This is a genomic window from Stenotrophomonas maltophilia complex sp. Om-AH-Sm3, from assembly GCF_059337855.1.
On the sequence record NZ_JBYBLQ010000001.1, the window covers coordinates 462,722 to 487,840 of the forward strand.

Genomic DNA, 25,119 nt, shown 5'->3' on the forward strand with positions numbered 1-25,119 from the left:
GAAAACCAGGGCGGCGGAATGATCATCCACCGCCCTGTCAGCTCAGGGCGCCTGGTCCTTGCCGGTCGCGGGCGCGGTCGTCGCAGTCTTGCCGCCCAGGCTGCGCGCCAGGAAGGCCAGCAGCTTGTCGTAGTACTCGCTGCGATGGGCCTCGGTGTAGAAGCCGTGGCCTTCGGTCTTGTAGTACAGGCTTTCCACCGGCGTGCCGGCGCGCTTGAGCGCGGCTTCCATGCGCTCGGTGTGCTGGATCGGCGCGCGCTTGTCTTCGCCACCGGCGGCCAGGAACACCGGCACCTTGATCCGTTCGGCCATGTTCACCGGCGACACCGCACCCAGCTTGGCCGGATCCCCCAGCCATTCGCGCAGATAGGTCACGCCTGAACCCCGGTCCTGGATGTCGCCACGGGTGTACATCATCGGCAGGTCGTAGACCCCGACGTAGCCCGCCGCGCACTGATACAACCCGGGTTCGCGGACGGCACCCATCATCGCCGAGTAGGCCCCGTAGCTGGCGCCGTAGATACAGATGCGACGGCCGTCGGCGATGCCTTCGCTGATTGCCCAGCGGGTGGCATCGGTGACATCGTCCTGCATCGCCGCGCCCCACTGCTGCGCCCCGGCCTGGGTGTGGGCCCGGCCGTAGTTGCCCGAACCACGGAAGTTGACCTGCAGCACGGCATAACCGGCCGCGGCCAGCATCTGCGTTTCGCGGTCGTACTGGCCGGAATCGAAGATGTCGAACGGGCCGCCATGCGGCATCACCACCATCGGCAGGTTGCGCCCGTCGCTGCCGGCCGGCAGGGTCAGGAAGCCATGCAGCGGCAGCCCGTCGCGCGCCTTCAGTGCAATCGGCTTCACGCTGGCACTACGGTCCACGTCGATCCAGTCGCTGCGGCTGATCAGGTGATCGGCCTTGCGCGCCACCGTGTCGTACACATAGAAATCGCCTGGGTTCGAGCCCGACCAGGTTTCCACCAGCACGACACGGCCATCGCGGGTGCTGGAGGTGATGTAGACGGGCCCTCCGAAGGCGGCTTCCAGGCTGCGGTACAGGCGCGCATCGGCCGAGCCTTCATCGAAGAAGCGCGTGCGCGGTTTGTCACCCAGGTACAGCGCGCCTACCGGCACATGGGTGCCGGGCCGGTGGATGATGCGGTACGGATTGACCACCTCGTCGCGCAGAAGCGTCGCGCGTTCGCCGGTCTGCGGGTTCCAGCTGACGATCGCATCCGGGCCCTGGGTCTGCTCGACGTTGAGGTAGGCCAGGCTGTCATCGGCCGAGAAGCCGAGGGCGGTTTCGATGCGCTTGCTGACTGCCTCATCATTGATCAGCTTCCAGCTGTCGCCACTGCGTTCGCGGAAATACAGCTTGTTGATGTTGTCGCTGCCCGAGCCGTGCACGAAGCGGACCTCGCCGGCGCCGTCGGTGGTGAACTCACCGCGCCGTACCGGCGAAGACGCCACCCGCGAGCGACGACCGGTGGTCACATCCATGCGATCGACGCGGGTGAATGGATCCTCGGCCAGCGGCCATACGGTCACCAGCACGTTGCGCTCGTCACCCGGCAGGTCGTCGGCCAGGAAGGCGGCCACGGCTTCGACTTTCTTCGGCTGGATGCGGGTCCCCGGGCCCTTGCTTTCGACGCGATAGCCGACCAGCAGCTCGCCACGGTTGCCATTGGCGTCGATGGCATAGAGTTCGCCGGTGGGATTGGGCTGGTCGAGCGAGCCCCACTTCTGGGCCAGCCCGATCAACAGGCGCTCGTTGCTGACCCAGTCGAATTCCTGCGCGTGGTTGCGGCTGGGTGGCCAGAAACTGCCGACCAGCTGCTTGTCCTTCAACCGCAGGATCGCGATCGCGGTGCTGTCTTCCTTCGGCACCGTTGCCGCCACGTACTCGCCCCCCGGCGAGATCTTGATGTCGGTGAAGGTCTCCCGGCGCAGGTACTGCGCCAGGTCCACCGCCCCCGCGCTGCCTGCGGCAACGCCCCCGATGACGGCCAGTGCGGCCGCCAGAATGGTCTTGTGCATCCTTCCCCTGCTCCTGTGGACACCTTGTCCTGGTGGCCGATTCTAGGCAGGGCCATGCCTTTCCCGCCAGAGCCGGAAAAGACGACGGCACCGTTGCCGGTGCCGTCGTTGCCACTACCTTGGAGAGAGAGTCAGGACGTGGGTTCGGGGGGCGTGCGCCGGGTCAGTGGACCCCGCGCACCGCCAACATGAGGGCCAGGATGCTGAGGATCACGGCGATGGTGCCGTCGAGCACGCGCCAGGTGCTGGGCTTGGTGAAGAGCGGCGCCAGCAGGCGGGCCCCGAGGCCCTGCGCGGTCAGCCACAGGCAGCTGGCGGTGACCACACCGGCGGCGAAGGCCATGCGGGCGTTGCCGAAGTTCTCGGCGATCGAGCCGATCACCATCATGTCCAGCCAGAAGTGCGGGTTGATCAGCGAGAAGCCGACCGCGGCCATCAGCACCGCGCGGCGGCTGCCGTCATCGCTGTCGGCCTCGCCCATGCCACCACCCCCGGCGATCGCACGGCGTGCCGACTTCATCGCATACCAGGCCAGGAACGCGACACCGGTCCACAGCACGGCGGTCGTCAGCCACGGCAGCGCCGAGGTGAGCGTGCGCAGGCCGGCCACGCTGGCGAAGATGAAGATGGCATCGATGGCCGCGCAGGTGGCGACCACCGGCACGATGTGCTTGCGCAGGATGCCCTGGCGCAGAATGAAGGCGCTCTGGGCGCCGACCACCGCGAACAGGCCGATGCCGGTGGCTGCACCAGAGAACCAGGCACCGAGGCCGGTGCTGGCGGAGATGACCGAGAACATGGGATTCACTGCCTTGTATTGCTTGGGGGGACGGTGCCTCGCGAAGGCGGACAGCACCGGAACGGGCGCCATTGTCGCGCCGCAACATGGAAAAGACGAGCTAAACTTCCTAAATCAACATTAGCGGAGCTTAATTCGATGCGTATCGACCATGCCCAGCTGCGCGCCCTGGCCGCGGTGATCCGCGAAGGCAGCTTCGACCGCGCCGCGCAGTCGCTGAATGTCACGCCCTCGGCCATCTCGCAGCGGGTCAAGGCACTGGAGGACCGGATCGGCCGCCTGCTGGTCAAGCGCGGCACGCCTGCCACGGCCACCGCCGAGGGGCAGCTGCTGGTGCAGCTGGCCGAGCAGACCGCCCTGCTCGAACACGATGCGCTGCACCGGATGGGCCTGGCCGATGAGGATCTGCCCCAGGCCAGCATCCCGGTGGCGGTGAACCACGACAGCCTGGAAACCTGGTTTCCGCAGGCCGCCTACCAGTTCGCGCAGACCACCGGCACCACCCTGGACCTGCGCGTGGAAGACCAGGACCACACCGTCGAACTGCTGCGCCAGGGCACGGTGCTGGGCGCAGTGACCACGCTGGACGAGCCGGTGCAGGGCTGCCAGATCCATGCGCTGGGCAGCATCCGCTACGCCGCCACCTGTACCCCCGAGTTCCGCGAGCGCCACTTCGCCAAGGGCGTGACCGCGCAGGCGCTGGCACAGGCGCCGGTATTGGTGTTCAACCGCAAGGACGAAATGCAGTCGCGCTTCGCCCGGCGCATGGCCGGCGACGACCTGCCCAGCACCGCACCGACCTGGTGGATCCCCTCCACCCGCGCCTTCGTGCAGGCCAACCTCGGCGGACTGGGCTGGACCATGAACCCGCTGCCGCTGGTCAAGCGGCACCTGGACGCAGGCCGCCTGGTCTACGTGCGCCAGCGCGCGTGGGAAGACGTGCCGCTGTACTGGCAGCACTGGAAGGGCGACGTGCAGACCATGGCCCTGCTGACCCGCGCGGTACTGGATGCGTCCTCCGCGCTGATCCGGCGCAAGCGCTGACGCCCAGCGGGAAAAAGGGGACGGAGGGGATTAAGTCGTCTTTGCCCCGGATGTCGTTTGGGTCTTAAACGACTTAATCCCCTCCGTCCCCTTTTTTGCTCCATCGGATCTCCACGTAAGCTCCACACCAGGTCCATGCGTGATGCGGATACTGGTCGGCCGATCACTGCAAGGATGCCCTGCATGCCTGTATTCGTCCGCGACGCCCGCCCCGAAGATGCCGCCGCCTGCATCGACCTGCGCGGGCGCACCCGCGAGAACGCCTTCAGTGCGGCCCAGCTGGCAGAACTGGGCATCACCGAGGACAGCTGGGCAGTCGGCATCGCCCAGGGCGATTCGATCGGCCGCGTCGCCTGGGACGGCGAGCGCATGGCCGGTTACTGCTTCGCCGATCGTGACAGCGGCGAGGTGCTGGTGCTTGCCCTGCTGCCGGACTACGAGGGCCGCGGCATCGGCCGCCAGCTGCTGCAGGACGTGGTCAGCCTGACCCGCGATGCCGGCCACCAGCGGCTGTTCCTGGCCTGCTCGGCCGACCCGCGTTCGCGCTCGCACGGCTTCTACCGCCGCCTGGGCTGGCGCCCTACCGGCGAAGTCGACGAGGCAGGCGACGAGATTCTGGAGCTGGTCTGATTGAAGGCGTCGCCAGGCATGACCTGGCGCTATGGGTGACGGGGCCGCGAAAGGTCGGATGCTGCGTTGCATCAAAAAAGGACCGGAACCGGCTAGAATCGCGCCAGGATGTTGCAAGGCGTTGTTTCTTCACGCCCTTTCCCTGCCCCACGCGCATCCTGACCCCTTCCCCTCCGCCAACGATCCCGCCCCCATGAAGAAATTTGGCAAGGCCCTGCTCGCCCTGCTCGTGCTGCTGTTGCTGGCCGCCGCGCTGTTCCTGTACTGGCCGCTGACCCAGCGCTCCGTGCCCGCCGCCAGCAACGACAAGCCCGTCGATGTTGTGCTGGTCGGCGCCGGCATCATGAGCATCACCCTGGCCACCTACCTGCAGGAACTGCAGCCGGACTGGAACATCCAGGTCTACGAACGCCTCGACGGCGTCGCCGGTGAAAGCTCCGATGGCTGGAACAACGCCGGCACCGGCCACTCGGCGTTCGCCGAACTGAACTACACCCCGGAACTGCCCGACGGCAGCATCGAGACCAAGCGCGCGGTCGGCATCGCCGAATCGTTCGAGGTCTCGCGCCAGTTCTGGTCGCACCAGGTGAAGGAAGGCCGGCTGAGCCAGCCCAGCGACTTCATCAACCCGACCCCGCACATGAGCTTCGTCTGGGGCGATGACAACATCGCCTACCTGCACAAGCGCCAGCAGGCCCTGGTGAAGAACCCGCTGTTCTACGGCATGCAGTACTCAGAGGATCCGGCGCAGATCAAGCAGTGGGCCCCGCTGCTGATGGAAGGCCGTGACCCGAAGCAGAAGGTTGCCGCGACCTGGATGCCGCTCGGTACCGACGTCAACTTCGGTGTGATCACCCGCCAGCTGACCGCCGGCCTGCAGCGCAGCCCGAACTTCAGCCTGCACCTGAACCATGAAGTGACCGCCCTGCGGCAGAACGCCGACAAGAGCTGGAACGTCACGGTGAAGGATCTCAAGGCCGGCACCGAAACCACCACTCACACCCGCTTCGTGTTCATCGGTGCCGGCGGCGCCGCGCTGAAGCTGCTGCAGATGTCGGGCATTCCGGAATCGAAGGACTACGCAGGCTTCCCGGTCGGTGGCCAGTTCCTCGCCTTCCAGGGCCAGGACGTGACCTCGCGCCATGGCGTAAAGGCCTACGGCATGGCCGAAACCGGTTCGCCGCCGATGTCGGTGCCGCACCTGGATGCACGCAAGCTGGACGGCAAGCCGGTGGTCCTGTTCGGGCCGTTCGCGCTGTACAGCACCAAGTTCCTCAAGCACGGCTCGTGGTGGGACCTGTATTCCTCGGTGACCCACAACAACGTTGGCCCGATGCTGGAAGTGGGCAAGGACAACCTGGACCTGGTGCAGTACCTGATGGGCCAGGCGCGCCTGAACGATGCCGACCGCCAGGCCGAACTGGTCAAGTACTTCCCCAATGCCAAGCCGGGTGACTGGAAGCTGGTCACCGCCGGCCAGCGCGTGCAGATCATCAAGCGCGATCCGCTGAAGGGCCCGGTGCTGCAGTTCGGTACCGAGATCGTGACCGACAAGGACCACACCATCGCCGCGCTGCTCGGCGCGTCGCCGGGCGCGTCGACCTCGCCGCCGATCATGCTGGACCTGATGGCCAAGGCCTTCCCGGACCAGATGAAGGCCGGTTGGGAAACCCGCCTGCGCGAGATCGTGCCGTCGTACGGGCGCAAGCTCAACGACAGCGCCGCACTGGTCAACGAGATCCGTACGCTCACCAGCCAGACCCTGCACCTGCCGTACCTGGAGGTGCCGGTGGATGCGAACGCGGCGGTGCCGGCTCCGGCCGCTGCGGCTCCGGCACCGGCGAAGGAAAAGCGCAATGCCAATGAGGAACTGCAGGCGCTGTAAGCCCGCGCGTTCCTTCGATGCAGACGGACGGCCACCTTCGGGTGGCCGTTTGTTTTTGTGCGAGGTGGGTCGAATCCCTCCCGCACGGGAGGGCTCTGACCTGCGATTGGGCGTCGATGATGGGGTCAGAGCCCATTGCCTGCAGCAACGGGATCCGACCCCAGCCCGCCACCGCTCTGCGCCGGGAAGCCCCTGCGCAGTGACGCGAATTGTAATGTTGTTAAGAATTATTTACATTTGCACCCTGCGCAGTGATCGCGCCGCTCCAGATGGACCTGACCGTGCCCGAAGCCGCCGCCCCGGGTGCTGGACGACTGTTGCCGCCCTTCCCCCGTTTCCAAGCCTCGAGCCCACCATGCCCCTGCCTGTCCGTAACCGCCTGCCCCGCCGCGCGCTGCTGCCGGCTGCCCTGCTTTCGTCGCTGACCCTGCTGACCACGCCCGCCGCGTTCGCCGCCACCGATGCCGCCGGCGACGCCAAGACCCTGGACCGGGTCAGCGTCCGGGCCGAGCAGTCCGCTCCGCCGGCCAGCACCACGCGCCTGCCGATCACCCTGCAGGAAACCCCGCAGTCCGCCACCGCCATCAGCCTGCAGCGCCTGCAGGACGAATCACTGTTCAGCATCAACGATGTGATGCGCAACGTGACCGGCGTCAGCGTGTCCTTCTATGACACGCAGCGCCCGCTGTACTACGCGCGCGGCTTCGCCATCACCGACTTCCAGGTCGACGGCATCCCCACCTACAGCGGCTCCACCAACCAGGAATACGACACCGCCTTCTACGACCGCATCGAAGTGATTCGCGGTGCCAACGGCCTGCTCAGTGGCGCTGGCGTGCCGTCGGCCACGGTCAACCTGCTGCGCAAGCGCCCCGGCAAGGAATTCGACGCGTCATTCGCGGTCAGCGCCGGCAGCTGGGACTTCCGCCGCATGGAAGCCGACGTGACCGCGCCGCTGACCGATGATGGCCGTTTCCGCAGCCGTGTGGTCGCCGCTTACACCGATCGTGGCCTGTATTACGACCGTTACGACGAGAACAAGATGGCCGGCATGGCGGTGCTGGAAGGCGATGTCACCGACAGCACCACGCTCACCCTCGGCTACCAGACCCAGGACAACAACCCGACCGGTTCGACCTGGGGCACCGTGCCGTTCTTCGACAACCAGGGCAATTTCGCCCATCTGCCGCGTTCGACCAACCTGTCGCCGAAGTGGAGCTACTGGAAGCGCGAGAGCAACACCGCCTTCGCCAACCTGGAACAGCGTTTCGGCGACAACTGGCTGCTGAAGATCAACACCGCCTACACCCGCGGCAACGTGCAGAACGTGCGCCTGTACGGCACCGGCAACCCGGACCCGGCGACCGGCTCGGGCATCTACCTGCGTGCCGCCGCCGGTGATTCGAAGGACACCCGCCGCAATGTCGATGCTTACCTGACCGGCAGCTTCCCGCTGTTCGGCCGCGACCACGACCTCACGATCGGCGCCCAGTGGTCGGACCTGGAAGGCACCACCAATACCGTGTCGCTGAACTTCCCGGGCGACTGGGCCACCTGCGGGCGTGAGCGCTGCTACTACATCCCCAATGTGTACTCCTGGAACGGCGACATTTCCGAGGTGACCTACACCCGCACCGGCGCACGCCGCGTAGCGAAGACCACGCAGAGCGGCGTCTATCTGGCCACCCGCCTGCACCTGGCCGATCCGCTGTCGTTGATTGCCGGTGCACGCCTGAGCCGCTGGGAAACCCTCACCCGCTCCTACAACGCCACCGGCGCCTATACCGGCACCAGCGGTGCGTACAAGGTGAGCGATGAAGTCACTCCGTACGTGGGCCTGGTCTACGAGATCACCCCGAACGTGTCGGCCTATGCCAGCTACACCGAGATCTTCAATCCGCAGAACTACAAGGACCGCAACGAGAACCTGCTGGCGCCGGTGCAGGGCTCGAACCTGGAAGCGGGCATCAAGACGCAGTGGTTCGATGGCCGCCTGACCGCAAATGCCGCTGTGTTCGAGGCCAAGCAGGACAACTACGCGGTGCGTGACATGGGTGTGCCGGAGGGTTCGCTCAGCGACGGCACCTCGGCCTACATCGGCGTCAACGGTACCAAGGCGCGTGGCTGGGAGATGGACATCAACGGCGAGATCCTGCCGGGCTGGACGGTCAATGCCGGCTACACCCACGTCAAGGTCACCCGCGCCGCCACCGACCTGCTGTACGCCAACCCGCCCAAGGATTTGCTGCAGCTCAACACCCAGCTGCAGCTGCGCGGTGCGCTGGAACGCCTGAGCGTTGGCGGTGGCCTGCAGTGGCAAAGCAAGGTGCAGGGCTACAACATCGCCTACCCGCTGGGCGGCACGGTAACGGTGAACCAGCCAGCGTATTCGCTGGTCCAGTTCAATGCCAACTACCGCATCAGCGACAACTGGACCGCGACGCTGAGCGTGCGCAACGCGCTGGACAAGACTTACTGGGCCAACCTGGACTACAACAACTACGGCGAGCCACGCTTCGTGTCGGCCAGCCTGCGCTGGAAGTTCTGAGCCACCTGCGAACCGGTGGGTGCCTGGTGGGTGCCGACCGTTGGTCGGCACGCCCTCCGCCACGACCCACCGTCGCGGCCTACCTGAATGGGCCCGCCTCCGCGCGGGCCCTTCTCTTTGCTGCACTGCAGGTTGTACACACTTCGTAATTATGCCGTAATTATCACAACACCCGTCGGAAGCCGGTCAATGAACCCGAGCTGGGATACGTTGGAACGCAGTCGCCAGGCCCGCCTGGAGCGTGCCGCGCCGTGGGCCCGGGGACGCGAGGTCGCCAGCAGCGACGTCGGCAAGTTGCTGCACGCAGTGCTGGAGCCAGGCGACAAGGTCTGCCTGGAGGGCAACAACCAGAAGCAGGCCGATTTCCTCGCCCAGGCGCTGGCCGACCTCGACCCCGCCCGCGTGCATGATCTGCACATGGTGCAGTCGGTCCTCTCACTGCCCTCGCACCTGGACGTGTTCGAGCGTGGCATCGCCTCGAAACTGGATTTCTCGTTCTCCGGCCCGCAATCGGTGCGACTGGCCAACCTGGTGGCCGAAGGGCGCATCCAGATCGGTGCCATCCACACCTACCTGGAACTGTTCGGCCGCTACTTCATCGACCTTACGCCGCGCGTAGCGCTGGTCGCCGCGCAGGCCGCCGACCGCCACGGCAACCTCTATACCGGGCCAAATACCGAAGACACTCCGGTGATCGTCGAAGCCACCGCCTTCGGTGGCGGCATCGTCATCGCCCAGGTCAACGAGATCGTTGACAGCCTCCCCCGCGTCGATGTTCCTGCGGACTGGGTCAACTTCGTGGTGCAGGCGCCGAAGCCGAACCATATCGAGCCGCTGTTCACCCGCGACCCTGCGCAGATCTCCGAAATCCAGGTACTGATGGCAATGATGGCCATCAAGGGCATCTACGCCGAGTACGGCGTGAATCGTTTGAATCACGGCATCGGCTTCGATACCGCCGCCATCGAACTGCTGCTCCCCACCTACGCCGAATCGCTCGGTCTGAAGGGAAAGATCTGCCAGCACTGGGCGTTGAACCCACACCCGGCACTGATTCCGGCGATCGAATCGGGCTTCGTCAGATCGGTGCATTCGTTCGGTTCGGAACTGGGCATGGAGAAATACATTGCCGCGCGGGGCGATGTGTTTTTCACCGGCGCCGACGGCTCGATGCGTTCCAACCGGGCGTTCTCGCAGACCGCAGGCCTGTATGCCTGCGACATGTTCATCGGTTCCACCCTGCAGATCGACCTGCAGGGCAACAGTTCCACTGCCACCCGCGACCGCATCGCCGGCTTCGGCGGCGCACCGAACATGGGCTCGGACGCGCGCGGCCGCCGCCATGCCAGCGAGGCCTGGATCAAGGCCGGCCAGCAGGCCGCACGCCCGGGCGAGATGCCACGCGGGCGCAAGCTGGTGGTGCAGATGGTGGAAACCTTCCGCGAGCACATGGCCCCGGCATTCGTTGACCGCCTCGACGCCTGGGAACTGGCCGAACGCGCGAACATGCCGCTGCCGCCGGTGATGATCTACGGCGACGACGTCAGCCATGTGCTGACCGAGGAAGGCATCGCCAACCTGCTGCTGTGCCGCACCCCCGAGGAGCGCGAACAGGCGATCCGTGGCGTGGCCGGCTATACCGCCGTGGGCATCGGGCGCGACCGCGCGATGGTGGAGAACCTGCGCGACCGCGGCGTGATCCGCCGTCCCGGTGACCTCGGCATCTCCGTGCGCGATGCCAGCCGTGACTTGCTGGCGGCGCGTTCGGTGAAGGACCTGGTGCGCTGGTCCGGCGGTCTGTACGACCCGCCCAAGCGCTTCCGCAACTGGTAAGGGGCTGAGCATGGAAACCCTCGACTATCGATTCGAAGGCCGCACCGACGTGCCGTTCGCGCGCGATGCGGTGCTGGTGGGCGTGCTGGCGTCAGGCAACCTGGAAATCCTGCTGGAACCGGCGGCGCAGCAGGGCGCGATGACGGTGCGCGTCATCACCGCCGCGCAGGGCTTCGGCAGCATCTGGCAGGCGGTGATCAACGACTTCGCACAGCGTCATCCGCTGCGCGATGTGCGCGTCTCGATCAACGACGCCGGTGCGACCCCGGCCGTGGTCAGCCTGCGCCTGGACCAGGCCGTGGAAACCCTGCTGGCCGGAGGCGCGCCATGAACCACGTACAGCGCCACAGCTATTACGAAGCCGATGCGCGCGAGCGCATCGCCGGGCTGGTCGACGCCGGCTCGTTCCACGAGTTCCTCGGCCCGGCGCGACGGATGATGAGTCCGCACCTGGCCCAGCTCGACCAGCCGGCCGCGTTCGACGATGGCATCGTCGTCGGCGAGGCCAGGCTGCAGGGCAAACACGTGCTGCTGGCCGCACAACAGGGTGAATTCATGGGCGGCGGCGTGGGCGAAGTGCATGGCGCCAAGCTGACCGGGCTGCTGCGCCGTGCGGCGTACACCCGCCCTGACGGCGTGCTGCTGCTGCTCGATACCGGCGGCGTGCGGCTGCACGAAGCCAATGCGGGCCTGATTGCGATCTCCGAGATCATGCGCGCCACCCTGGACGCGCGTGCAGCGGGCGTGCCGGTGATCGCGCTGATCGGCAGCGGCAACGGCGCCTTCGGTGGCATGGGCATCGTTGCCCGCTGCTGCACCACGGTCATCATGTCCGAGGAAGGCCGGATGTCGCTGTCCGGACCGGAGGTAATCGAAACCGTTCGCGGCGTGGAAGAGTTCGACTCACGCGATCGCGCGCTGGTCTGGCGTGTGACCGGTGGCAAGCACCGGTACCTGATCGACCAGGCGCAGGTGCTGGTGCCCGATGCCCTTGAAGCATTCGCGCTGGCCGCACGCGACGCGCTGCACCCCGATGCGGGCAGCACTGACCCGGATGCTGCACTGGCCGCATTGCAGGAACGCCATGCGGCCTTGAAGGCGGGCGTGCGGGCCTGGGGCGATTGCCGCGATGGCCTGGAGATCTGGGCGCGGCTGGGCATTGCCCACCCCGAACGCCTGCCACTGCTCGACACCGATGAATTCCTCACCGCCACCGGCGACCGGAGCCTGCCATGAGCATGCCGTTGCAGACACTGCTCGATGCCCTGTTTCCGCATGGGCATGCCATTGCGGTGAGCGATTCGGTGCTGACCGGCAGCGCCACCACCGACAACGGCGATGTGACTGTGATCGGCACCGCCAACAAGCTCGAGGTGGGCGTGGACCACGCACTGGCACTGGCCGAAACGGTGCTGGCCAGCACCGCCGCGCATCCGCAGCAACCGATCGTGATGCTGGTCGACACCGCCGGCCAGCGCCTGGCACGCCGCGACGAACTGCTCGGCATCAACGGCTGTTTCGCGCACCTGGCGCAGACGCTGGATCTCGCGCGTCGACGTGGCGCCCGACTGGTCACGCTGGTCTACGGTGAATCCGTCAGTGGCGGCTTCCTCTCGTTCGGGCTGATGGCCGACCACATCCATGCCCTGCCGGATGCGCAGGTGCGGGTGATGGACCTGCGCGCGATGGCCCGGGTGACCAAGCAGCCGCTGGATAAACTGCAGGCGCTGAGCCAGACCTCACCGGTGTTCGCACCGGGCGTGGAGAACTACGTGGCGATGGGTGCGGTGGAATCGTTGTGGGAGGGCAATCTTGCCCAGCACCTTCTGCAGGCCCTGCGCACGCCCGCCCATGGCGACCGCCGCGCAGTGCGCGGAGCCGAACGTGGCGGGCGCATGCTGGCCGCACGCGTGGCTGAAGCCGTGAGCCAGGGTGATGCCTGAGCGGCTGCCCCGACATACGCTGGTCTGGCTGTCAGCGCACGCCGGCTGGCAGGCGGACATCGCCGCGCATGAGTCGCGCTTGGCCGACTGGTTTGCACAGGGCCGGCCGGCCATCGTCGCGCGGCGTGCCGCTGACGATGCCGATCCACGCCTGCGTCTCGGCGTGCCGCTGCCGCCCGCCGAGGGCAAACTGCGCCTGGCCCTGCGCGTGCCAGCACACGATGTGCTGCGCACCACGCCGCCGCCGGCACTCCAGGCGGTGCTGAAAGGCGACGTTCCGCAGGACTGGCGGCGGCCCCTTGAAGTGCTGCAGAACATCGCTGAGGCGCGCGTATTCGGTGCCTTCGCGTGGCAGCACCTTACTGGCCTGCGCTATGTGCACGCGCGCTCGGACGTCGATCTGCTGTGGCCGATCGACACCACCGCGCAGGCCGATGCCCTGGCTGCACGGCTACAGGCATGGGAAGCCGAACACGACCGGCGGGTCGATGGCGAGCTGTGCCTGGGCGGCGACGCCGCCGTGAACTGGCGGGAGTACGCCGGACGCAGCCGCGAGGTACTGGTCAAGCGCCTCGATGGTGCCGCGCTGGAACTACGCGATGCGATGTTCGTCTCCGCCGGGGTGAGCGCATGACCGCCGTCGTGCAATCGGCAGTCAGGCCGGCAGCTGCCGTGGACAGCGCGCGCCTGGGGCGCCTCGCCGTCGCCAGCCTGCATGCGGAGCTGGCGCTGGCGCCCAAGCCCGGACTGGTCACGCCATTCGACAGCGGCAGCCATCACGACATGGACGCCGGCACATTCCTGCGCAGCCTGTTCGCGCTGCGCCACTATTTCACCGCCGTGGCCTGCCTCGGTGCAGCCGGGGCGGACTTCGACGCCTTGCGCCGATGTGGCATTGCCGCTGAAATCGCGATGCTGCGCGCAACCGCCGGCGTCAATACCCATCGTGGCGCGGTCTTCAGTCTCGGCCTGCTGGTGGCGGCCGCCGCGGCCTGTCGCTCCCGCCTGGACCATGCCGCCACGGGTGAGCAGGTCTGCCAGGAAGTGCGCCGCTGGTCTGCCGAGCTCGCCGACGCACCTCTGGATGCGAACAGCCCTGGCCAGCGCGCGCGCGCACGGCACGGCGTGCAGGGTGTGCGCGAACAAGCAGCCGCTGGCTACCCGCTGCTGCGCGAAGTGGCACTGCCTGCCCTGCGTCACGCACTGACCAGCGGCCTGCCACGCGAGGCCGCGATGTGCCAGGCCCTGATGCAGCTGGTCGCATGCGTGGATGACCTCAACCTGCTGCACCGTGGCGGCGCCGACGGCCTGCGCTGGGCACAGCGACAGGCGCATGGTTTCCTCGACGGCGGCGGTGCGTTCGTGCCCGGCTGGCAGGCACGCCTGCACGGCATCGGTGAGCGCTTCGTCGCGCGCCGCCTGAGTCCCGGTGGCAGTGCCGACCTGTTGGCCTGTGCCTGGTTCCTGCTACAGCAGGAGCGCGCATGAGCCTGGCCCTGCTCTGCCCCGGCCAAGGCGCGCAGCATGCAGCGATGTTCGACCGCGTGCGCGATCTTCCGGCCGCACGCCATACCCTTGATGTGGCCAGCACGGTACTCGGCCGCGATGTGTTTTCCGCCGCGGCGGCCGACGACCGTTTCGACAATGCGCAGGCGCAACCGCTGCTGTGCGCGGCCACTCTGGCGCAGTGGCAGGGGCTGCGCGACAACGTGCCAACGCCGACGCTGATCGCCGGCTACAGCATCGGCGAGTTGGCCGCGCATGCCATCGCCGGCAGCTTCGATGCGACCACCTGCCTTGCCCTGGCTGCGCAGCGCGCGCAGTTGATGGACGGCGCCAGCCCCGCCGATGCAGGCCTGCAGGCCGTGCTCGGCCTGGAACGCCATGTACTGCAGCCGCTGTGCGATCTGCACGGTGCGCACATGGCCATCGCCAACGGGCAGGACCATTTCATCGTGGGCGGCACGCACGCCGCATTGCAGCGGCTGGCCGGTGCCGCACGGGCGCAGGGTGCCGGCATCCGTCCGCTGGCGGTGCACGTGCCTGCCCACACGCCCTTGCTGGCGGCGGCGGTCGCACCGTTCGCTGCCGCACTCGATGCCTCGCCGCTGCAAGCCCCACGCCTGCCGCTGCTGGCCGGCATCGATGCGCGGCCTGTGCGTGATCGTGCCACGGTGGTGCACACGCTGTCGGCGCAGCTGGCGCAGACCATCGAATGGGCGCAGGTGATGCGCCAGGCCTTCGAGCGCGGCGCGCGGGTGTTCCTGCAGCTGGGCCCGGGCAACGCACTGGCGCGCATGGTCGCGCCGTCCTATCCGTGCTGCGAAGTGCGCGCGGTGGAAGAGTTCCAGAGCCTGGAAGGCGCCGCGGCGTGGGTCCGCAGTGCGCTGGAGCGGCTGCAGTAACGGGTTCCAGCAGTACGTATCACGCATCACGCAGTACGTCGCCTTACCCCGGGATGGCGGGTCTCCATCCGCGCTGTACGTGAGCCACGTGTCTGGGAGGGCGCATGAGTCCACAAATCGCAACGATCATCGGCCTGGTGATCATGTTCATCGTCGCCACGGCGATGCCGATCAACATGGGCGCGGTCGCCTTTGCGCTGGCCTTCATCATCGGCGGGCTGTGGGTCGACATGGGCGGCAAGGAGGTTTTGGCCGGCTTTCCCGGCGATCTGTTCCTGACCCTGGTCGGCATCACCTACCTGTTCGCCATCGCGCAGAAGAACGGCACCATCGACCTGCTGGTGCACTGGGCGGTGAAAGTGGTGCGTGGTCATATCGTGGCCATTCCGTGGGTGATGTTCGTGATCACCGCGGTGCTCACCGCGTTCGGTGCGCTGGGCCCGGCGGCGGTCGCGATCATCGGCCCGGTCGCGCTGCGCTTTGCCAAGCAGTACAACATCAACCCGCTGATGATGGGCCTGCTGGTCATCCATGGTGCGCAGGCCGGCGGCTTCTCGCCCATCAGCGTGTACGGCAGCATCACCAACGGCGTGGTGCAGAAGGCTGGGCTGGAAGTGACCGAGATGGCAGTGTTCCTGACCAGCCTGGGCTTCAACTTCATGATGGCGACGATCTGCTTCTTCGCCTTCGGTGGCATCGCCCTGCTGCATCGCGGCTCGATCACCGCGGCAGGAACGATCGGCAATGCCGAACTGGCGATGGCCGGTGGTCCGCAGGCGTCGTCGCGCCAGTTCGCGATCGAAGGCCATGGCGCGCTGGTCGCAGCAGGCGGCGGCACGCTCAGCAATGATCCGGCGGCACTGGATGCGGTGGGCCTGACCCGCGAACGGTTGTTCACCCTGATCGGCCTGCTCGGCCTGGGCGTGGCCGCGCTGATCTACAACCTCAACGTCGGCCTGGTCTCGATCACCGTCGCGGTGGCGCTGGCGCTGCTGTCGCCACAAAGCCAGAAGGGCGCGGTCGATGGCATCAGCTGGTCCACCGTGCTGCTGATCTGTGGCGTGGTGACCTACATCGGCGTGCTGGAACATGCCGGCGCGGTGGACTTCATCGGCAATGGCGTGTCCGACATCGGCATTCCGCTGCTCGGCGCGCTGCTGGTCTGCTACGTCGGCGGCATCGTCTCCGCATTCGCCTCGTCGGCCGCAGTGCTGGGCGCCACGATTCCGCTGGCGGTGCCGTTCCTGATGCAGGGTCACCTCAGCGCCGCCGGCGTGATCTGCGCGCTGGCGGTGTCGTCCACCATCGTCGATGTCAGCCCGTTCTCCACCAATGGCGCACTGGTGGTGGCCTCGGCAGCCAAGGAGGAACGCGAGACCCTGTTCCGCCGCTTCCTGGTCTACAGCGGACTGGTGGTGGCGCTTGGACCACTGCTGGCCTGGCTGGTATTCGTGGTGCCGGGCTGGATGTAACCACCCAACGGTAGTGCCGGCCGCTGGGCGGCAATCCCATGAAGCCATCCAGCGATCATGGGTTGCCACCCAGCGGCCGGCACTACCTGGCGGTACACTTCCTCCATGGCCATTGCCCCTGCCCAGCGGTCACCGAAGAAGCGCGCACCTCTGTATGAAGAGGTGGCCGACCACGTGCGCGAGCGCATCTACGACTACCGGCTGCCGCCGGGCGAGTGGATCGACGAGCCCGCGCTGTGCGAAGAACTGGGCATCAGCCGCACGCCGCTGCGCGAGGCGTTGAAGCTGCTGGCCGCCGAAGGCCTGGTACAGATCGACGCAGGTCGTGGCAGCCGGGTCACCCGGCTGACGCTGGAAGACCTCAACCAGCTGTTCCCGGTAATGGCCATGCTGGAAGGCCGTTGCGCGCATGAGGCGGTGAAGCACATCGACGATGCCGGCGTGCAACAACTGGAGGCCCTGCATGCGGCGATGGAAGCGGCGGCGGCCGAGGGCAACATTGCCGAGTACTACCGCAACAACTACCTGATCCACGAAACCGTGCAGCATTACGCGGGCAATCCGTGGCTGATCCGCATCACCCACGACCTGCACCGCATCCTGAAGATGCATCGCGGCCGCCAGCTGCTGACCCCGGGCCGCATGGCGCAGTCGCTGGCCGAACACCGCGAGTTGATGGAGTGCTTCCGCCGCCGCGATGCGCAGGCTGCCGAACGCACCATGGAGCGCCATCTGCTCAGCCAGGGCCAGGCATTGGCCGCCTATGTGGCAGCGGGCGGGTTGTTGAACGTGCCAGCGCCCTTGCCGACCGAAGGCGGCGGTTGAGCGGATGAGGTTGCCGGCCGGCGGCCGGCACTACCCAGCCGAGGTCACGCCCTGGTAGTGCCGGCCGCTGGCCGGCATCCTGGAACATCTCGTCAATCGCCACCACCGCAGCTGCCGCCGTCACCGCTGCCACCGTCGCTGCTGCAGTCGGAGCTGCTGTGACTGTGATGGCTGTGGTTGTCACTGGCATAGCCAACGGAGGTGTCATGGCTTCCGCCGCCATCCCCCCGGCTGCCGGAGCCATCGGCCGTGGCCACTGCCAAGCACAGGATGGCGCCGACCAGCGGCAGCAGCCATACCAGCAGCAGCTGCACCGTCCGGCCGCCCGCCGACACCTCTTCGCGCCCCAGCACCACGAAGGTGGCGACGAGGTTCAAGCCCAATACCAGGGCGACCAAGACCAGGGTTACCACCAGCATGGCGCAGCTCCTTGAGCAGGGGGGCATACCTACCGCGACTGATCCATTGGTTGCAGCGCGGCTTTTCCATCGGATTTCCGCTCGAATAAATACTCTGCGAGGCTATCGATAAATGTTGACCAAGCATTTTAGTCAGACCTGCAGGAATTCTACAAACCATCTTGCGCGAGCCGGACATCCTCCGGTTCGCTTAGCAATTCAAGATGTCTGATATAGCAGCTGGCCGCTCCTGACCTACTCCTTCTACACCGTTCTATCTCCAGCTACTTCGGCCCATCACGCAGACTTCTGACAATCCTATTCCAGTAGCGCACAGCCTCAAAATGCTGCTCTCTCGTCAACCAGGCTTTGTTCTCAGGGCTGACCGGATCACCACCAACGATAACGGGTCTAAGCTCGAACAGCTCCATGCCTTTAGGGCGTGCGTGCTTATCCAGGCCAATCATTCTCGCTCTGCCAATTGCGCAAATAAATCCGGAAGGTCGGCCGCTACCACGATGGCGTATTGACGATCCATGCCTATAAAAGGAATCATTACTACCGGCATAGCGACATCCCACATGTCGAATCCATACGCTTCTCCCCCTCCGCTGGAGCCGAACAAAAATACACCGGGCGCATCCGTCTCGACTTCATATTCACGATTGAAATCAACCAGCTCTTCCGCCTTCCAAAAAATGATGTAGTTATCGCCAATGAATCCTTCGCCGCCGTCGTGAGTCTTAAGGAATTCAAGGTAGCTCTTAGGGAGTGCCGTTCTCAATTCTTCTGGCAGGCTATCAATGGCCGAAAGTTGAGCTGGACCATTGAGCTGTCCTTCTGTTAGTTGATATTTCATCGCTATTTTCCTGAAACTCTCTGCAATTGTTTCCACCAAGGAGTCACCTCCTGCCAATGAGCCAGGTGCGCTCTTCAAATACGGAAGTGCTGCCGTTCTCTGCATAGTAGGTGTCGGCAATGCAAAGTGGCACTGGCTCATCATCAATGAAGATGGTTCGGAGTCTGGCAGGACAGCTCTCAAACGGTTCGAGTCGATACCCTGCCTTGAAGGCGATGATATGCCCCCACCGGCGCCCTGGTTCGCCCTGCCCGTCATGAAGATGGGACAATGTGGGGGCGCGCCGGCCTGCCCCGTGGCCGCCGGCGCCCCTCGCACCACACGGAAGAAGAAGAACAACAACATGCTGAAAGTCATTTTCGATACCGACCCGGGCGTCGACGACGCCCTGGCCCTGCTTTACCTGCACAAGCACGCCCAGATCGACCTGATCGGTGTCACCACCACCTTCGGCAATGCCTCGGTGGAGTCGACCACGCACAACGCGCTGTACCTGAAGCAGGCCTGGGGCTTCGCCGCCCCGGTCGCGCGCGGTGCCGATGGCCCGCTGCAGCCGGAAGCCACCCCGGAAGCGTGGCCGGTGCACATCCACGGCCACAACGGCCTGGGCAACCACCCGGTGCCGGCCAGCCTGGACGTGGCCGCCGATGCCCGCCCGGCCCATCAGCTGATCATCGATCTGGTCCGCGCCCATCCGGGCGAAGTGACCCTGATCGCGGTCGGCCGCATGACCAACCTGGCCCTGGCCCTGCAGCAGGCCCCGGACATCGCCGGCCTGGTACGCGGCGTGGTGATCATGGGCGGCGCCTTCCACGTCAACGGCAACATCACCCCGGCCGCCGAGGCCAATATCTGGGGCGATGCCGAAGCCGCCGACGTGGTGTTCACCGCCAGCTGGCCAGTCACCGCGATCGGCCTGGACGTGACCACCCGCGTGGAAATGGACCGTGACGGCCTGGATAAGCTGGCCACCATCGGCGGTGCCGACGCCGAGCTGGTCCGTGCGCTGTCGCAGGATTACGTGGACTTCTACCTGCAGGCCGGCCACAAGGGCATGGTCGTGCATGACTGCTGCGCGTGCATCGCGCTGACCCGCCCGGAACTGTTCCAGTTCGAGCGCGCCAGCGTGCGCGTGGCCACCGACGGCGTCGCCCGCGGCATGACCATTCCCAAGCCGGAAGGCCTGGCATTCGGCCCCAGCGTGTGGGACGGCCACGTGGTGCAGTCGATCGCCATCGGTGTGGATGCGGCCGCGGTACTGGCCGACATCGAGCAGACCCTGAAGGTCTGACCGGCTAGCGTCTGGCCCTGCCCGGGACCGTCTCGGGCAGGGTCCACAGCACCGGCAGCACCAGCACCGCCACCAGCGCGATCATCGCGCCCGGCGCCGCCGCCCAGCCGCTGCGTTCCACCCACCATTGCGCCAGCCACGGCGTCGCACCGCCGAACACCGCCGTGGCCATGGTTACCCCCAGTGCCAGGCCGCTGACCCGGCCTTCGCCTGGGAACTGCTCAGCCGTGGCCGGGGCCGCCACCGCGCTTACACCGCCGGCCACGCAGGCCAGCAGCACCGCCGCCAGCACGATGCCCAGCGCCGTCGCCTGTGCCATCCACGCAAACAGGGACAGCGGCAGCAGCGCTGCCAGCACGGTCAGGCCCAACAACACCGGACGTCGTCCGACGCGGTCCGACAATGCGCCACACAGGGGCGTGATCGCGATCACTGCCACCGCCGCGATCGTCGACAGCCACAGTGCGTCACCCTCATCGTGGCCCTGCGCGTGCAGGAATGCAGGCACATAGGTGATGCCCACGTAGTAAGTGATCGATCCCAGCGCCGAAATCGCGAACGTGCGCGCCACCGCCAACGGATGATGCTGCAGCACATGCCGCAGTGGTGTGGCGGGAATGCTGCCTTCGCGGCGCTGGCGCTCGAACTCCGGCGACTCGTGCATGCCCGAACGCGCAATCAGGATCACCAGCGCAAGCGCAGCGCCGACGAGGAACGGAATCCGCCAGCCCCAGCTGTCCAGCTGCGGTGTGGGCAGCAGCGCGACGGTAAGTGCAGAGATCGCCACCGCCAGCAGGGCGCCCACTTCGCTGGCGGCCGAGGCCAACGAGGTCACCAGGCCGCGTCGGCGCGCCGGTGCGCTTTCCAGCAGGTACGCCACCACGCCGGTATATTCGCCGCCCACCGAGAACGCCATCACGCAGCGCAGCACCAGCAGCAGCACGCCGGCCGTGGCGCCTGCGGTGGCCGCGGTCGGCAGCAGCGCAGTGGCCAGCATTGCCGCTGCCATCAACGCCATCGACGCGAGCAACATCCAGCGTCGGCCGAGTCGGTCACCCAGGTGACCAAAGCACAGCGCGCCCAGCGGACGCATCAGGTAGGACACCGCGAATCCGGCCAAGGTGACCAGCAACGCCTGCTCGCCACCGCCGAAGAACACCCGCGACAGCACCGTGGCGAAGTACAGGTACAGGGTAAAGTCGTACCACTCCACCACCGTGGACAGGCCGGCCACCCACATCGAGCGCTGTCGTGCCACAGTCATTGCGTATTCGCCTTCAACAGCCTCGATCCCGGATGTACAGGTTCGGCGCAGCGTGGCATGGACGGGGTGAAATGCCGGTCATCGGCTGTCGGCTGCGTGCATGCACTGAGTTTCATGACCGGTGAAGCGCTCACCGCCAAGGCCGAAGCAGAAGCATCCTTGCTGGAACACAAGGCCGGGCAACTCAGCCCGGCAGCTGCAGTTCCGCCCGCAGCCCGCCACCCTCGCGGTTGTGCAAGCGCAGCGAGCCGCCCAGCGACTGCGCCAGCTGCACCGCGATGGCCAGGCCCAGGCCGGTCCCGCCGGTATCGCGATTGCGCGAGCTTTCCAGCCGGTGGAACGGCGCCAGCACTGCCTGCAGCTGGCCCTCGGGAATACCGGGGCCACGGTCGGAAATGCTGATCCACACCCTTCCGGCCTCATCGCGACCCGCCTCGATCTCGGCGGCACCGGCGTAACGCAACGCGTTGTCGACCAGATTGCCGACCACCCGGCGCAGCGGCTGCGGCCAGGTCTGCACCACCAGTCCAGCGGGCGCACCACCAATGACCGGCTTTCCCATGTCCTCGTAATCGCCGACCACACTGGCCAGGAACGCGCCCAGGTCCATCGACACCGGCGCGCCACTGGCGACGTGGCTGCTGCGCGCATAGGCCACGCCCTCACGCACCAGTTGACCCAGGTGGTCGAGGTCGGCCAGCAGCCGCTGCTGGGTGCTGTCTTCAGGCAGGGTCTCCACCCGAAGCTTCATGCGCGTGATGGGGGTCTGCAGGTCATGCGAGATCGCGGCCAGGATCTGCAGGCGCTCACTGACATGGCCACGAATGCGTGCCTGCAGTGCATTGAGTGCAGCCGCCGCGCCGCCCACTTCCGCAGGGCCATCTTCAGGCAGTGCAGGCCCGTCCTTGCCCGGCTGCAGATGCTCCACCGCATGCGACAGCTGCTGCAGCGGGCGCAGGGCCAGGCGCACCGCCAACCACGCGCACACCAGCAGCAGCGCCAGCTGCACCAGCAGCACGGCGGGCAGCCAACGTGCCAGCGGCAGGCCCGACGGAGTGACTTCAATGGTCAAGGGTGTGCCGTCGTGCAGGCGCAGTTCCACCTCGAACCGCTCCGGCAGGCGAGCCACCTGGCGCGCCTGCAACGGATAGCGGTGCTGCAGGCTGTCGTCGATGATCGCCGTGACCTGGCGTGCACGGTCGGTCTGCAGCCCTGGTCCGGCCGCGGCCGGGCGCAGCAGGTAACGGTAGGTGCGCCTCTCCAGCCGCGGCACCCAGGCCTCACGCTGCGCCACAGGCAGGTGCTCCAGCAGCGCGACACTCACCGCCACATCCTCGTCGAGGTTGCGCAGCATCATGCTACGGGTGGACTGGTAGCGTTCGAAGAACAGCAGGCCGAAGGACAGCGCGTGGGCCAGGGTGAGTCCGCCCAGCAGGACCAGCAGCAGCCGCGCCGACAGCGTGCGCGGCCAGTGTGGACGGCGTGCGCAGGTGTTCATTCGTCCGGCCCCAGCAACTGCACCGGCACGCTGAACACATAGCCTTCGCTGCGCACGGTCTTGATGTAGGTCGGCTCGCGCGCGTCGTCACCCAGTCGCTGGCGCACGCGGCTGACCAGCAGGTCGATCGAGCGATCAAACAGTTCGGCATCGCGGCCCTGGGTGAGGCTGAGCAGCTGGTCACGGCTAAGCACCCGATTGGCGTGGTCGAGGAACACGCGCAACAGGCGGAACTCGGCGCCACTGAGCGGATACGCAGTGTCCTGCGCATCCAGCAGATGGCGCGCGGTGGTGTCCAGGCGCCACTCGCCGAAGGCGAGCTGGCGCCCGGCCTCGCTCACCTGCAGGTTCGGCGGCAGCATCTGCGTGCGGCGGATCACGGCGTTGATGCGCGCCAGCAGTTCGCGCGAGGAAAAGGGCTTGGTCACGTAGTCGTCAGCGCCCATTTCCAGGCCGATGATGCGATCGGTTTCGTCATCGCGGGCGGTCAGCAGCACCACCGGCACCGCACGATGCTTGCCGGCGCGCAGGTTGCGGCACAGGCTCAGGCCGTCCTCGCCCGGCATCATCACGTCCAGCACCACCAGATCCACCGCATGGGTATCCATCAGCGCGCGCATGGCCCGGCCGCCGTCGGCCTGACTCACGCGCAGGCCGTTGCGCTGCAGGTAGTCGGCCAGCATCTGGCGGATCTCGCTGTCATCGTCGACGACCAGGATGTGCGGTACATGGTTCATTGCGTTCTCGATGAAGACGGAGGTCAGGGCCGCGCTGCGCGGCCATGGTAGCGCGGCTCAAGGGCTGGCCAGCAGGCGCTGGATCTCGCTTTCGGTACGGGCGTAGTCGCCCTCGCCGTAATGGCGGTAGACCACCCGCCCCTGCCGGTCGAGCAGGTACAGCGCGGGCCAGAAGCGGTTGCCCCAGGCGTTCCAGATCCGGTACTGGTTGTCCTGCACCACCGGCCAGGTGATATCCAACCGCGCGATGGCCTTGCGCACGTTGCCGGGCAACCCTTCATGGGCGAATTCCGGCGTATGCACGCCGATCACCTTCAGGCCCTGCGGCGCGTAGCGTGCATGCCACTGGTGGACATACGGCGCCACGTTGAGGCAGTTGCTGCAGGTGTAGGTCCAGAACTCGACCAGCACCACCTGTCCCCGCAACTGCTTCAGTGTGAGCGGTAGGCTGTTGTGCCAGGGCCCACCACCGTCGAACCCGGTGGCGGGAACGGCCTGTGCCGGCCGCGCATCGGCCTCCGGGCTGGGCCATGCCAGCAACAACACCGCTCCGCCGAGCAGGCCCAGCAGCAGCGGCAGTGCGTACCCTCGCAGTGCGGCCATCGCTCAGCCCCCCTGCTCGGCCAGCGGCAGCTCCACCGGCTTCACCCCCGCCGCTTCCAGGATGCTGTCGGCCACCTGCGCCGGGTGCGAAAGCAGCGACACATGGCTGCTGCCGATCGATTGCAGCTGAGCACCGATGCGACGTGCGGTCGCGGCCTGCAGCTGTGGCGACAGCATGCGGTCATCACGGCTGAGCACGTACCAGCTCGGCTTGCTGCGCCAGGCCGCCACGTTCACCACCTCGCCCAGCGCGCTGGCCTTCAACGGGACCTGCGTGCTGTACAGCAGTGCGGCCGACTTTTTCATCACGTCCGGGGCGAAGTCCTGGGCGATGGCATCGGCCGGCAAGGTCAGGTAGCCATCCCTCTCCTGCAGCCGGGCCAGGCCCGGCCCGACCGGGAAGCCTTCGCCCTGTTGCGCCGAAGACTGCCCTGCATCCGGTGCGAAGGCCGCCACGTACACCAGCGCCTGCACCTTCGGGTCATTGCCCGCTTCGGTGATGACCGTGCCACCCCAGCTGTGGCCGACCAGCACCACCTTGCCAGGCGCGGCGGCAATCGCGCGGCGGGTGGCCGCCACATCGTCGGCCAGTGAGGTGAGCGGGTTCTGCACCGCCACCGCCGGCACCTTCCAGTCGTGCAGCGTGGTGAGGACCTTGCTCCAGCTGGAGCCATCGGCGAAGGCGCCGTGCACCAGGATGACGGTGGGCGGTGCAGCGGTATCGACCTGGGTAGCGAAGGCGGGGGCGGCAGCGCCGGCCAGGGCGAGAGCGGCGGCAAGCAAGGAGGTACGGATCATGGGTGTCACTCCGGTGTTGGGAGTGGCCATTTCCGCCTGCCGGTGTATCGGCGCTGTTTCTCCGTGGCGCGGAGTTGTACCGGACTGTAGGGCGCAGGCGGGTTTCTACACTGGGATACATTTGCGCGACGGGCCAGGCCGGCTACTACCGGCCGGACATCGTTCCCCGCCCGCGTGCGCACAACGCCCCGATGTGCATCCACGCATCGTCTTTGTATCGGACTGTACGAAACCCCGGTCGCGGCCACAGTCGCTG

General features: G+C 66.8%; 23 protein-coding genes. 14 read left to right on the forward strand and 9 right to left on the reverse strand.

Annotated features, from left to right (window positions below):
- Positions 1-42 precede the first annotated feature (42 nt).
- The gene (locus tag AC10QF_RS02145; RefSeq protein WP_111175498.1) at positions 43-2,031 is read right to left on the reverse strand and encodes an alpha/beta hydrolase family protein; all 1,989 of its coding nucleotides are present in this window, start codon (positions 2,029-2,031) and stop codon (positions 43-45) included.
- 163 nt (positions 2,032-2,194) lie between these two features.
- Positions 2,195-2,830 carry a LysE/ArgO family amino acid transporter gene (locus tag AC10QF_RS02150; protein ID WP_005415673.1) on the reverse strand — a complete coding sequence of 212 codons (636 nt, stop codon included), beginning with the start codon at positions 2,828-2,830 and terminating at the stop codon, positions 2,195-2,197.
- A gap of 138 nt (positions 2,831-2,968) precedes the next feature.
- Between AC10QF_RS02150 and AC10QF_RS02155 the strand changes: the two genes are divergently transcribed.
- The 13 genes from AC10QF_RS02155 (at position 2,969) to AC10QF_RS02215 (ending at position 17,415) form a co-directional block, all read left to right on the forward strand.
- The gene (locus tag AC10QF_RS02155; RefSeq protein ID WP_005415672.1) at positions 2,969-3,874 is read left to right on the forward strand and encodes a LysR family transcriptional regulator ArgP; all 906 of its coding nucleotides are present in this window, start codon (positions 2,969-2,971) and stop codon (positions 3,872-3,874) included.
- Positions 3,875-4,057: 183 nt separating this feature from the next.
- Positions 4,058-4,504 carry a GNAT family N-acetyltransferase gene (locus AC10QF_RS02160; protein ID WP_494541655.1) on the forward strand — a complete coding sequence of 149 codons (447 nt, stop codon included), beginning with the start codon at positions 4,058-4,060 and terminating at the stop codon, positions 4,502-4,504.
- 193 nt (positions 4,505-4,697) lie between these two features.
- Complete coding sequence (gene mqo, locus AC10QF_RS02165) at positions 4,698-6,389, forward strand: malate dehydrogenase (quinone) (RefSeq protein ID WP_005415670.1); 1,692 nt, start codon at positions 4,698-4,700, stop codon at positions 6,387-6,389.
- A gap of 355 nt (positions 6,390-6,744) precedes the next feature.
- On the forward strand, positions 6,745-8,937 hold the full coding sequence (locus tag AC10QF_RS02170) for a TonB-dependent siderophore receptor (RefSeq protein WP_494541656.1): 2,193 nt from the start codon (positions 6,745-6,747) through the stop codon (positions 8,935-8,937).
- A gap of 189 nt (positions 8,938-9,126) precedes the next feature.
- Positions 9,127-10,770 (forward strand): malonate decarboxylase subunit alpha, encoded by a 1,644-nt coding sequence (gene mdcA / locus AC10QF_RS02175; protein ID WP_494541657.1) that lies wholly within the window; start codon positions 9,127-9,129, stop codon positions 10,768-10,770.
- 10 nt (positions 10,771-10,780) lie between these two features.
- Positions 10,781-11,101: a malonate decarboxylase acyl carrier protein gene (gene mdcC / locus AC10QF_RS02180; RefSeq protein WP_065178127.1), complete on the forward strand. Its 321-nt coding sequence runs from the start codon at positions 10,781-10,783 to the stop codon at positions 11,099-11,101.
- Positions 11,098-12,006: a biotin-independent malonate decarboxylase subunit beta gene (locus AC10QF_RS02185; protein WP_069139062.1), complete on the forward strand. Its 909-nt coding sequence runs from the start codon at positions 11,098-11,100 to the stop codon at positions 12,004-12,006. Before mdcC ends, AC10QF_RS02185 begins: the two co-directional genes overlap by 4 nt.
- Positions 12,007-12,008: 2 nt before the next feature.
- Entirely contained in the window at positions 12,009-12,713 is a 705-nt protein-coding gene (gene mdcE / locus AC10QF_RS02190; RefSeq protein WP_065178163.1) for a biotin-independent malonate decarboxylase subunit gamma, read from the forward strand.
- Entirely contained in the window at positions 12,706-13,347 is a 642-nt protein-coding gene (gene mdcG / locus AC10QF_RS02195; protein ID WP_494541658.1) for a malonate decarboxylase holo-[acyl-carrier-protein] synthase, read from the forward strand. Before mdcE ends, mdcG begins: the two co-directional genes overlap by 8 nt.
- Positions 13,344-14,201 (forward strand): triphosphoribosyl-dephospho-CoA synthase MdcB, encoded by an 858-nt coding sequence (gene mdcB, locus AC10QF_RS02200; protein ID WP_494541659.1) that lies wholly within the window; start codon positions 13,344-13,346, stop codon positions 14,199-14,201. Before mdcG ends, mdcB begins: the two co-directional genes overlap by 4 nt.
- The gene (gene mdcH, locus AC10QF_RS02205) at positions 14,198-15,118 is read left to right on the forward strand and encodes a malonate decarboxylase subunit epsilon (protein WP_494541660.1); all 921 of its coding nucleotides are present in this window, start codon (positions 14,198-14,200) and stop codon (positions 15,116-15,118) included. Before mdcB ends, mdcH begins: the two co-directional genes overlap by 4 nt.
- A gap of 104 nt (positions 15,119-15,222) precedes the next feature.
- Positions 15,223-16,590 carry an SLC13 family permease gene (locus AC10QF_RS02210; RefSeq protein WP_072168675.1) on the forward strand — a complete coding sequence of 456 codons (1,368 nt, stop codon included), beginning with the start codon at positions 15,223-15,225 and terminating at the stop codon, positions 16,588-16,590.
- 105 nt (positions 16,591-16,695) lie between these two features.
- Positions 16,696-17,415 carry a GntR family transcriptional regulator gene (locus AC10QF_RS02215; RefSeq protein ID WP_111175516.1) on the forward strand — a complete coding sequence of 240 codons (720 nt, stop codon included), beginning with the start codon at positions 16,696-16,698 and terminating at the stop codon, positions 17,413-17,415.
- Between the two features lie 92 nt (positions 17,416-17,507).
- Here AC10QF_RS02215 and AC10QF_RS02220 read toward each other — a convergent pair whose 3' ends face one another.
- Both AC10QF_RS02220 and AC10QF_RS02225 read right to left on the reverse strand, forming a co-directional pair.
- A complete protein-coding gene (locus AC10QF_RS02220; RefSeq protein ID WP_494541661.1) occupies positions 17,508-17,834 on the reverse strand; it encodes a hypothetical protein in 327 nt (108 codons plus the stop codon).
- Positions 17,835-18,276: 442 nt separating this feature from the next.
- Positions 18,277-19,017 (reverse strand): SMI1/KNR4 family protein, encoded by a 741-nt coding sequence (locus AC10QF_RS02225; RefSeq protein WP_258391579.1) that lies wholly within the window; start codon positions 19,015-19,017, stop codon positions 18,277-18,279.
- Here AC10QF_RS02225 and AC10QF_RS02230 point away from each other — a divergent pair.
- Entirely contained in the window at positions 19,016-19,963 is a 948-nt protein-coding gene (locus AC10QF_RS02230; RefSeq protein WP_494541662.1) for a nucleoside hydrolase, read from the forward strand. The two genes, AC10QF_RS02225 and AC10QF_RS02230, sit on opposite strands and share 2 nt — an antisense overlap.
- A 4-nt stretch (positions 19,964-19,967) precedes the next feature.
- On the opposite strand, the gene AC10QF_RS02235 is transcribed toward AC10QF_RS02230, so the two are convergent.
- From AC10QF_RS02235 to AC10QF_RS02255, 5 genes are all read right to left on the reverse strand, one after another.
- Positions 19,968-21,227 (reverse strand): MFS transporter, encoded by a 1,260-nt coding sequence (locus AC10QF_RS02235; RefSeq protein WP_494541663.1) that lies wholly within the window; start codon positions 21,225-21,227, stop codon positions 19,968-19,970.
- 184 nt (positions 21,228-21,411) lie between these two features.
- On the reverse strand, positions 21,412-22,725 hold the full coding sequence (locus tag AC10QF_RS02240; RefSeq protein WP_065196563.1) for a sensor histidine kinase: 1,314 nt from the start codon (positions 22,723-22,725) through the stop codon (positions 21,412-21,414).
- Entirely contained in the window at positions 22,722-23,462 is a 741-nt protein-coding gene (locus tag AC10QF_RS02245; RefSeq protein WP_005415664.1) for a response regulator, read from the reverse strand. Before AC10QF_RS02245 ends, AC10QF_RS02240 begins: the two co-directional genes overlap by 4 nt.
- A 57-nt stretch (positions 23,463-23,519) precedes the next feature.
- The gene (locus AC10QF_RS02250) at positions 23,520-24,065 is read right to left on the reverse strand and encodes a redoxin family protein (protein ID WP_069139054.1); all 546 of its coding nucleotides are present in this window, start codon (positions 24,063-24,065) and stop codon (positions 23,520-23,522) included.
- Between the two features lie 3 nt (positions 24,066-24,068).
- On the reverse strand, positions 24,069-24,863 hold the full coding sequence (locus tag AC10QF_RS02255) for an alpha/beta fold hydrolase (protein ID WP_111127863.1): 795 nt from the start codon (positions 24,861-24,863) through the stop codon (positions 24,069-24,071).
- Positions 24,864-25,119 lie beyond the last annotated feature (256 nt).

Excerpts from the sequence above, each read along its gene's own strand:
- AC10QF_RS02145 (WP_111175498.1), bottom strand. The coding sequence starts at position 2,031 with ATGCACAAGACCATTCTGGCGGCCGCACTGGCCGTCATCGGGGGCGTT.
- AC10QF_RS02150 (WP_005415673.1), bottom strand. The coding sequence starts at position 2,830 with ATGTTCTCGGTCATCTCCGCCAGCACCGGCCTCGGTGCCTGGTTCTCT.
- AC10QF_RS02155 (WP_005415672.1), top strand. The coding sequence starts at position 2,969 with ATGCGTATCGACCATGCCCAGCTGCGCGCCCTGGCCGCGGTGATCCGC.
- AC10QF_RS02160 (WP_494541655.1), top strand. The coding sequence starts at position 4,058 with ATGCCTGTATTCGTCCGCGACGCCCGCCCCGAAGATGCCGCCGCCTGC.
- mqo (WP_005415670.1), top strand. The coding sequence starts at position 4,698 with ATGAAGAAATTTGGCAAGGCCCTGCTCGCCCTGCTCGTGCTGCTGTTG.
- AC10QF_RS02170 (WP_494541656.1), top strand. The coding sequence starts at position 6,745 with ATGCCCCTGCCTGTCCGTAACCGCCTGCCCCGCCGCGCGCTGCTGCCG.
- mdcA (WP_494541657.1), top strand. The coding sequence starts at position 9,127 with ATGAACCCGAGCTGGGATACGTTGGAACGCAGTCGCCAGGCCCGCCTG.
- mdcC (WP_065178127.1), top strand. The coding sequence starts at position 10,781 with ATGGAAACCCTCGACTATCGATTCGAAGGCCGCACCGACGTGCCGTTC.
- AC10QF_RS02185 (WP_069139062.1), top strand. The coding sequence starts at position 11,098 with ATGAACCACGTACAGCGCCACAGCTATTACGAAGCCGATGCGCGCGAG.
- mdcE (WP_065178163.1), top strand. The coding sequence starts at position 12,009 with ATGCCGTTGCAGACACTGCTCGATGCCCTGTTTCCGCATGGGCATGCC.
- mdcG (WP_494541658.1), top strand. The coding sequence starts at position 12,706 with ATGCCTGAGCGGCTGCCCCGACATACGCTGGTCTGGCTGTCAGCGCAC.
- mdcB (WP_494541659.1), top strand. The coding sequence starts at position 13,344 with ATGACCGCCGTCGTGCAATCGGCAGTCAGGCCGGCAGCTGCCGTGGAC.
- mdcH (WP_494541660.1), top strand. The coding sequence starts at position 14,198 with ATGAGCCTGGCCCTGCTCTGCCCCGGCCAAGGCGCGCAGCATGCAGCG.
- AC10QF_RS02210 (WP_072168675.1), top strand. The coding sequence starts at position 15,223 with ATGAGTCCACAAATCGCAACGATCATCGGCCTGGTGATCATGTTCATC.
- AC10QF_RS02215 (WP_111175516.1), top strand. The coding sequence starts at position 16,696 with ATGGCCATTGCCCCTGCCCAGCGGTCACCGAAGAAGCGCGCACCTCTG.
- AC10QF_RS02220 (WP_494541661.1), bottom strand. The coding sequence starts at position 17,834 with ATGCTGGTGGTAACCCTGGTCTTGGTCGCCCTGGTATTGGGCTTGAAC.
- AC10QF_RS02230 (WP_494541662.1), top strand. The coding sequence starts at position 19,016 with ATGCTGAAAGTCATTTTCGATACCGACCCGGGCGTCGACGACGCCCTG.
- AC10QF_RS02225 (WP_258391579.1), bottom strand. The coding sequence starts at position 19,017 with ATGTTGTTGTTCTTCTTCTTCCGTGTGGTGCGAGGGGCGCCGGCGGCC.
- AC10QF_RS02235 (WP_494541663.1), bottom strand. The coding sequence starts at position 21,227 with ATGACTGTGGCACGACAGCGCTCGATGTGGGTGGCCGGCCTGTCCACG.
- AC10QF_RS02240 (WP_065196563.1), bottom strand. The coding sequence starts at position 22,725 with ATGAACACCTGCGCACGCCGTCCACACTGGCCGCGCACGCTGTCGGCG.
- AC10QF_RS02245 (WP_005415664.1), bottom strand. The coding sequence starts at position 23,462 with ATGAACCATGTACCGCACATCCTGGTCGTCGACGATGACAGCGAGATC.
- AC10QF_RS02250 (WP_069139054.1), bottom strand. The coding sequence starts at position 24,065 with ATGGCCGCACTGCGAGGGTACGCACTGCCGCTGCTGCTGGGCCTGCTC.
- AC10QF_RS02255 (WP_111127863.1), bottom strand. The coding sequence starts at position 24,863 with ATGATCCGTACCTCCTTGCTTGCCGCCGCTCTCGCCCTGGCCGGCGCT.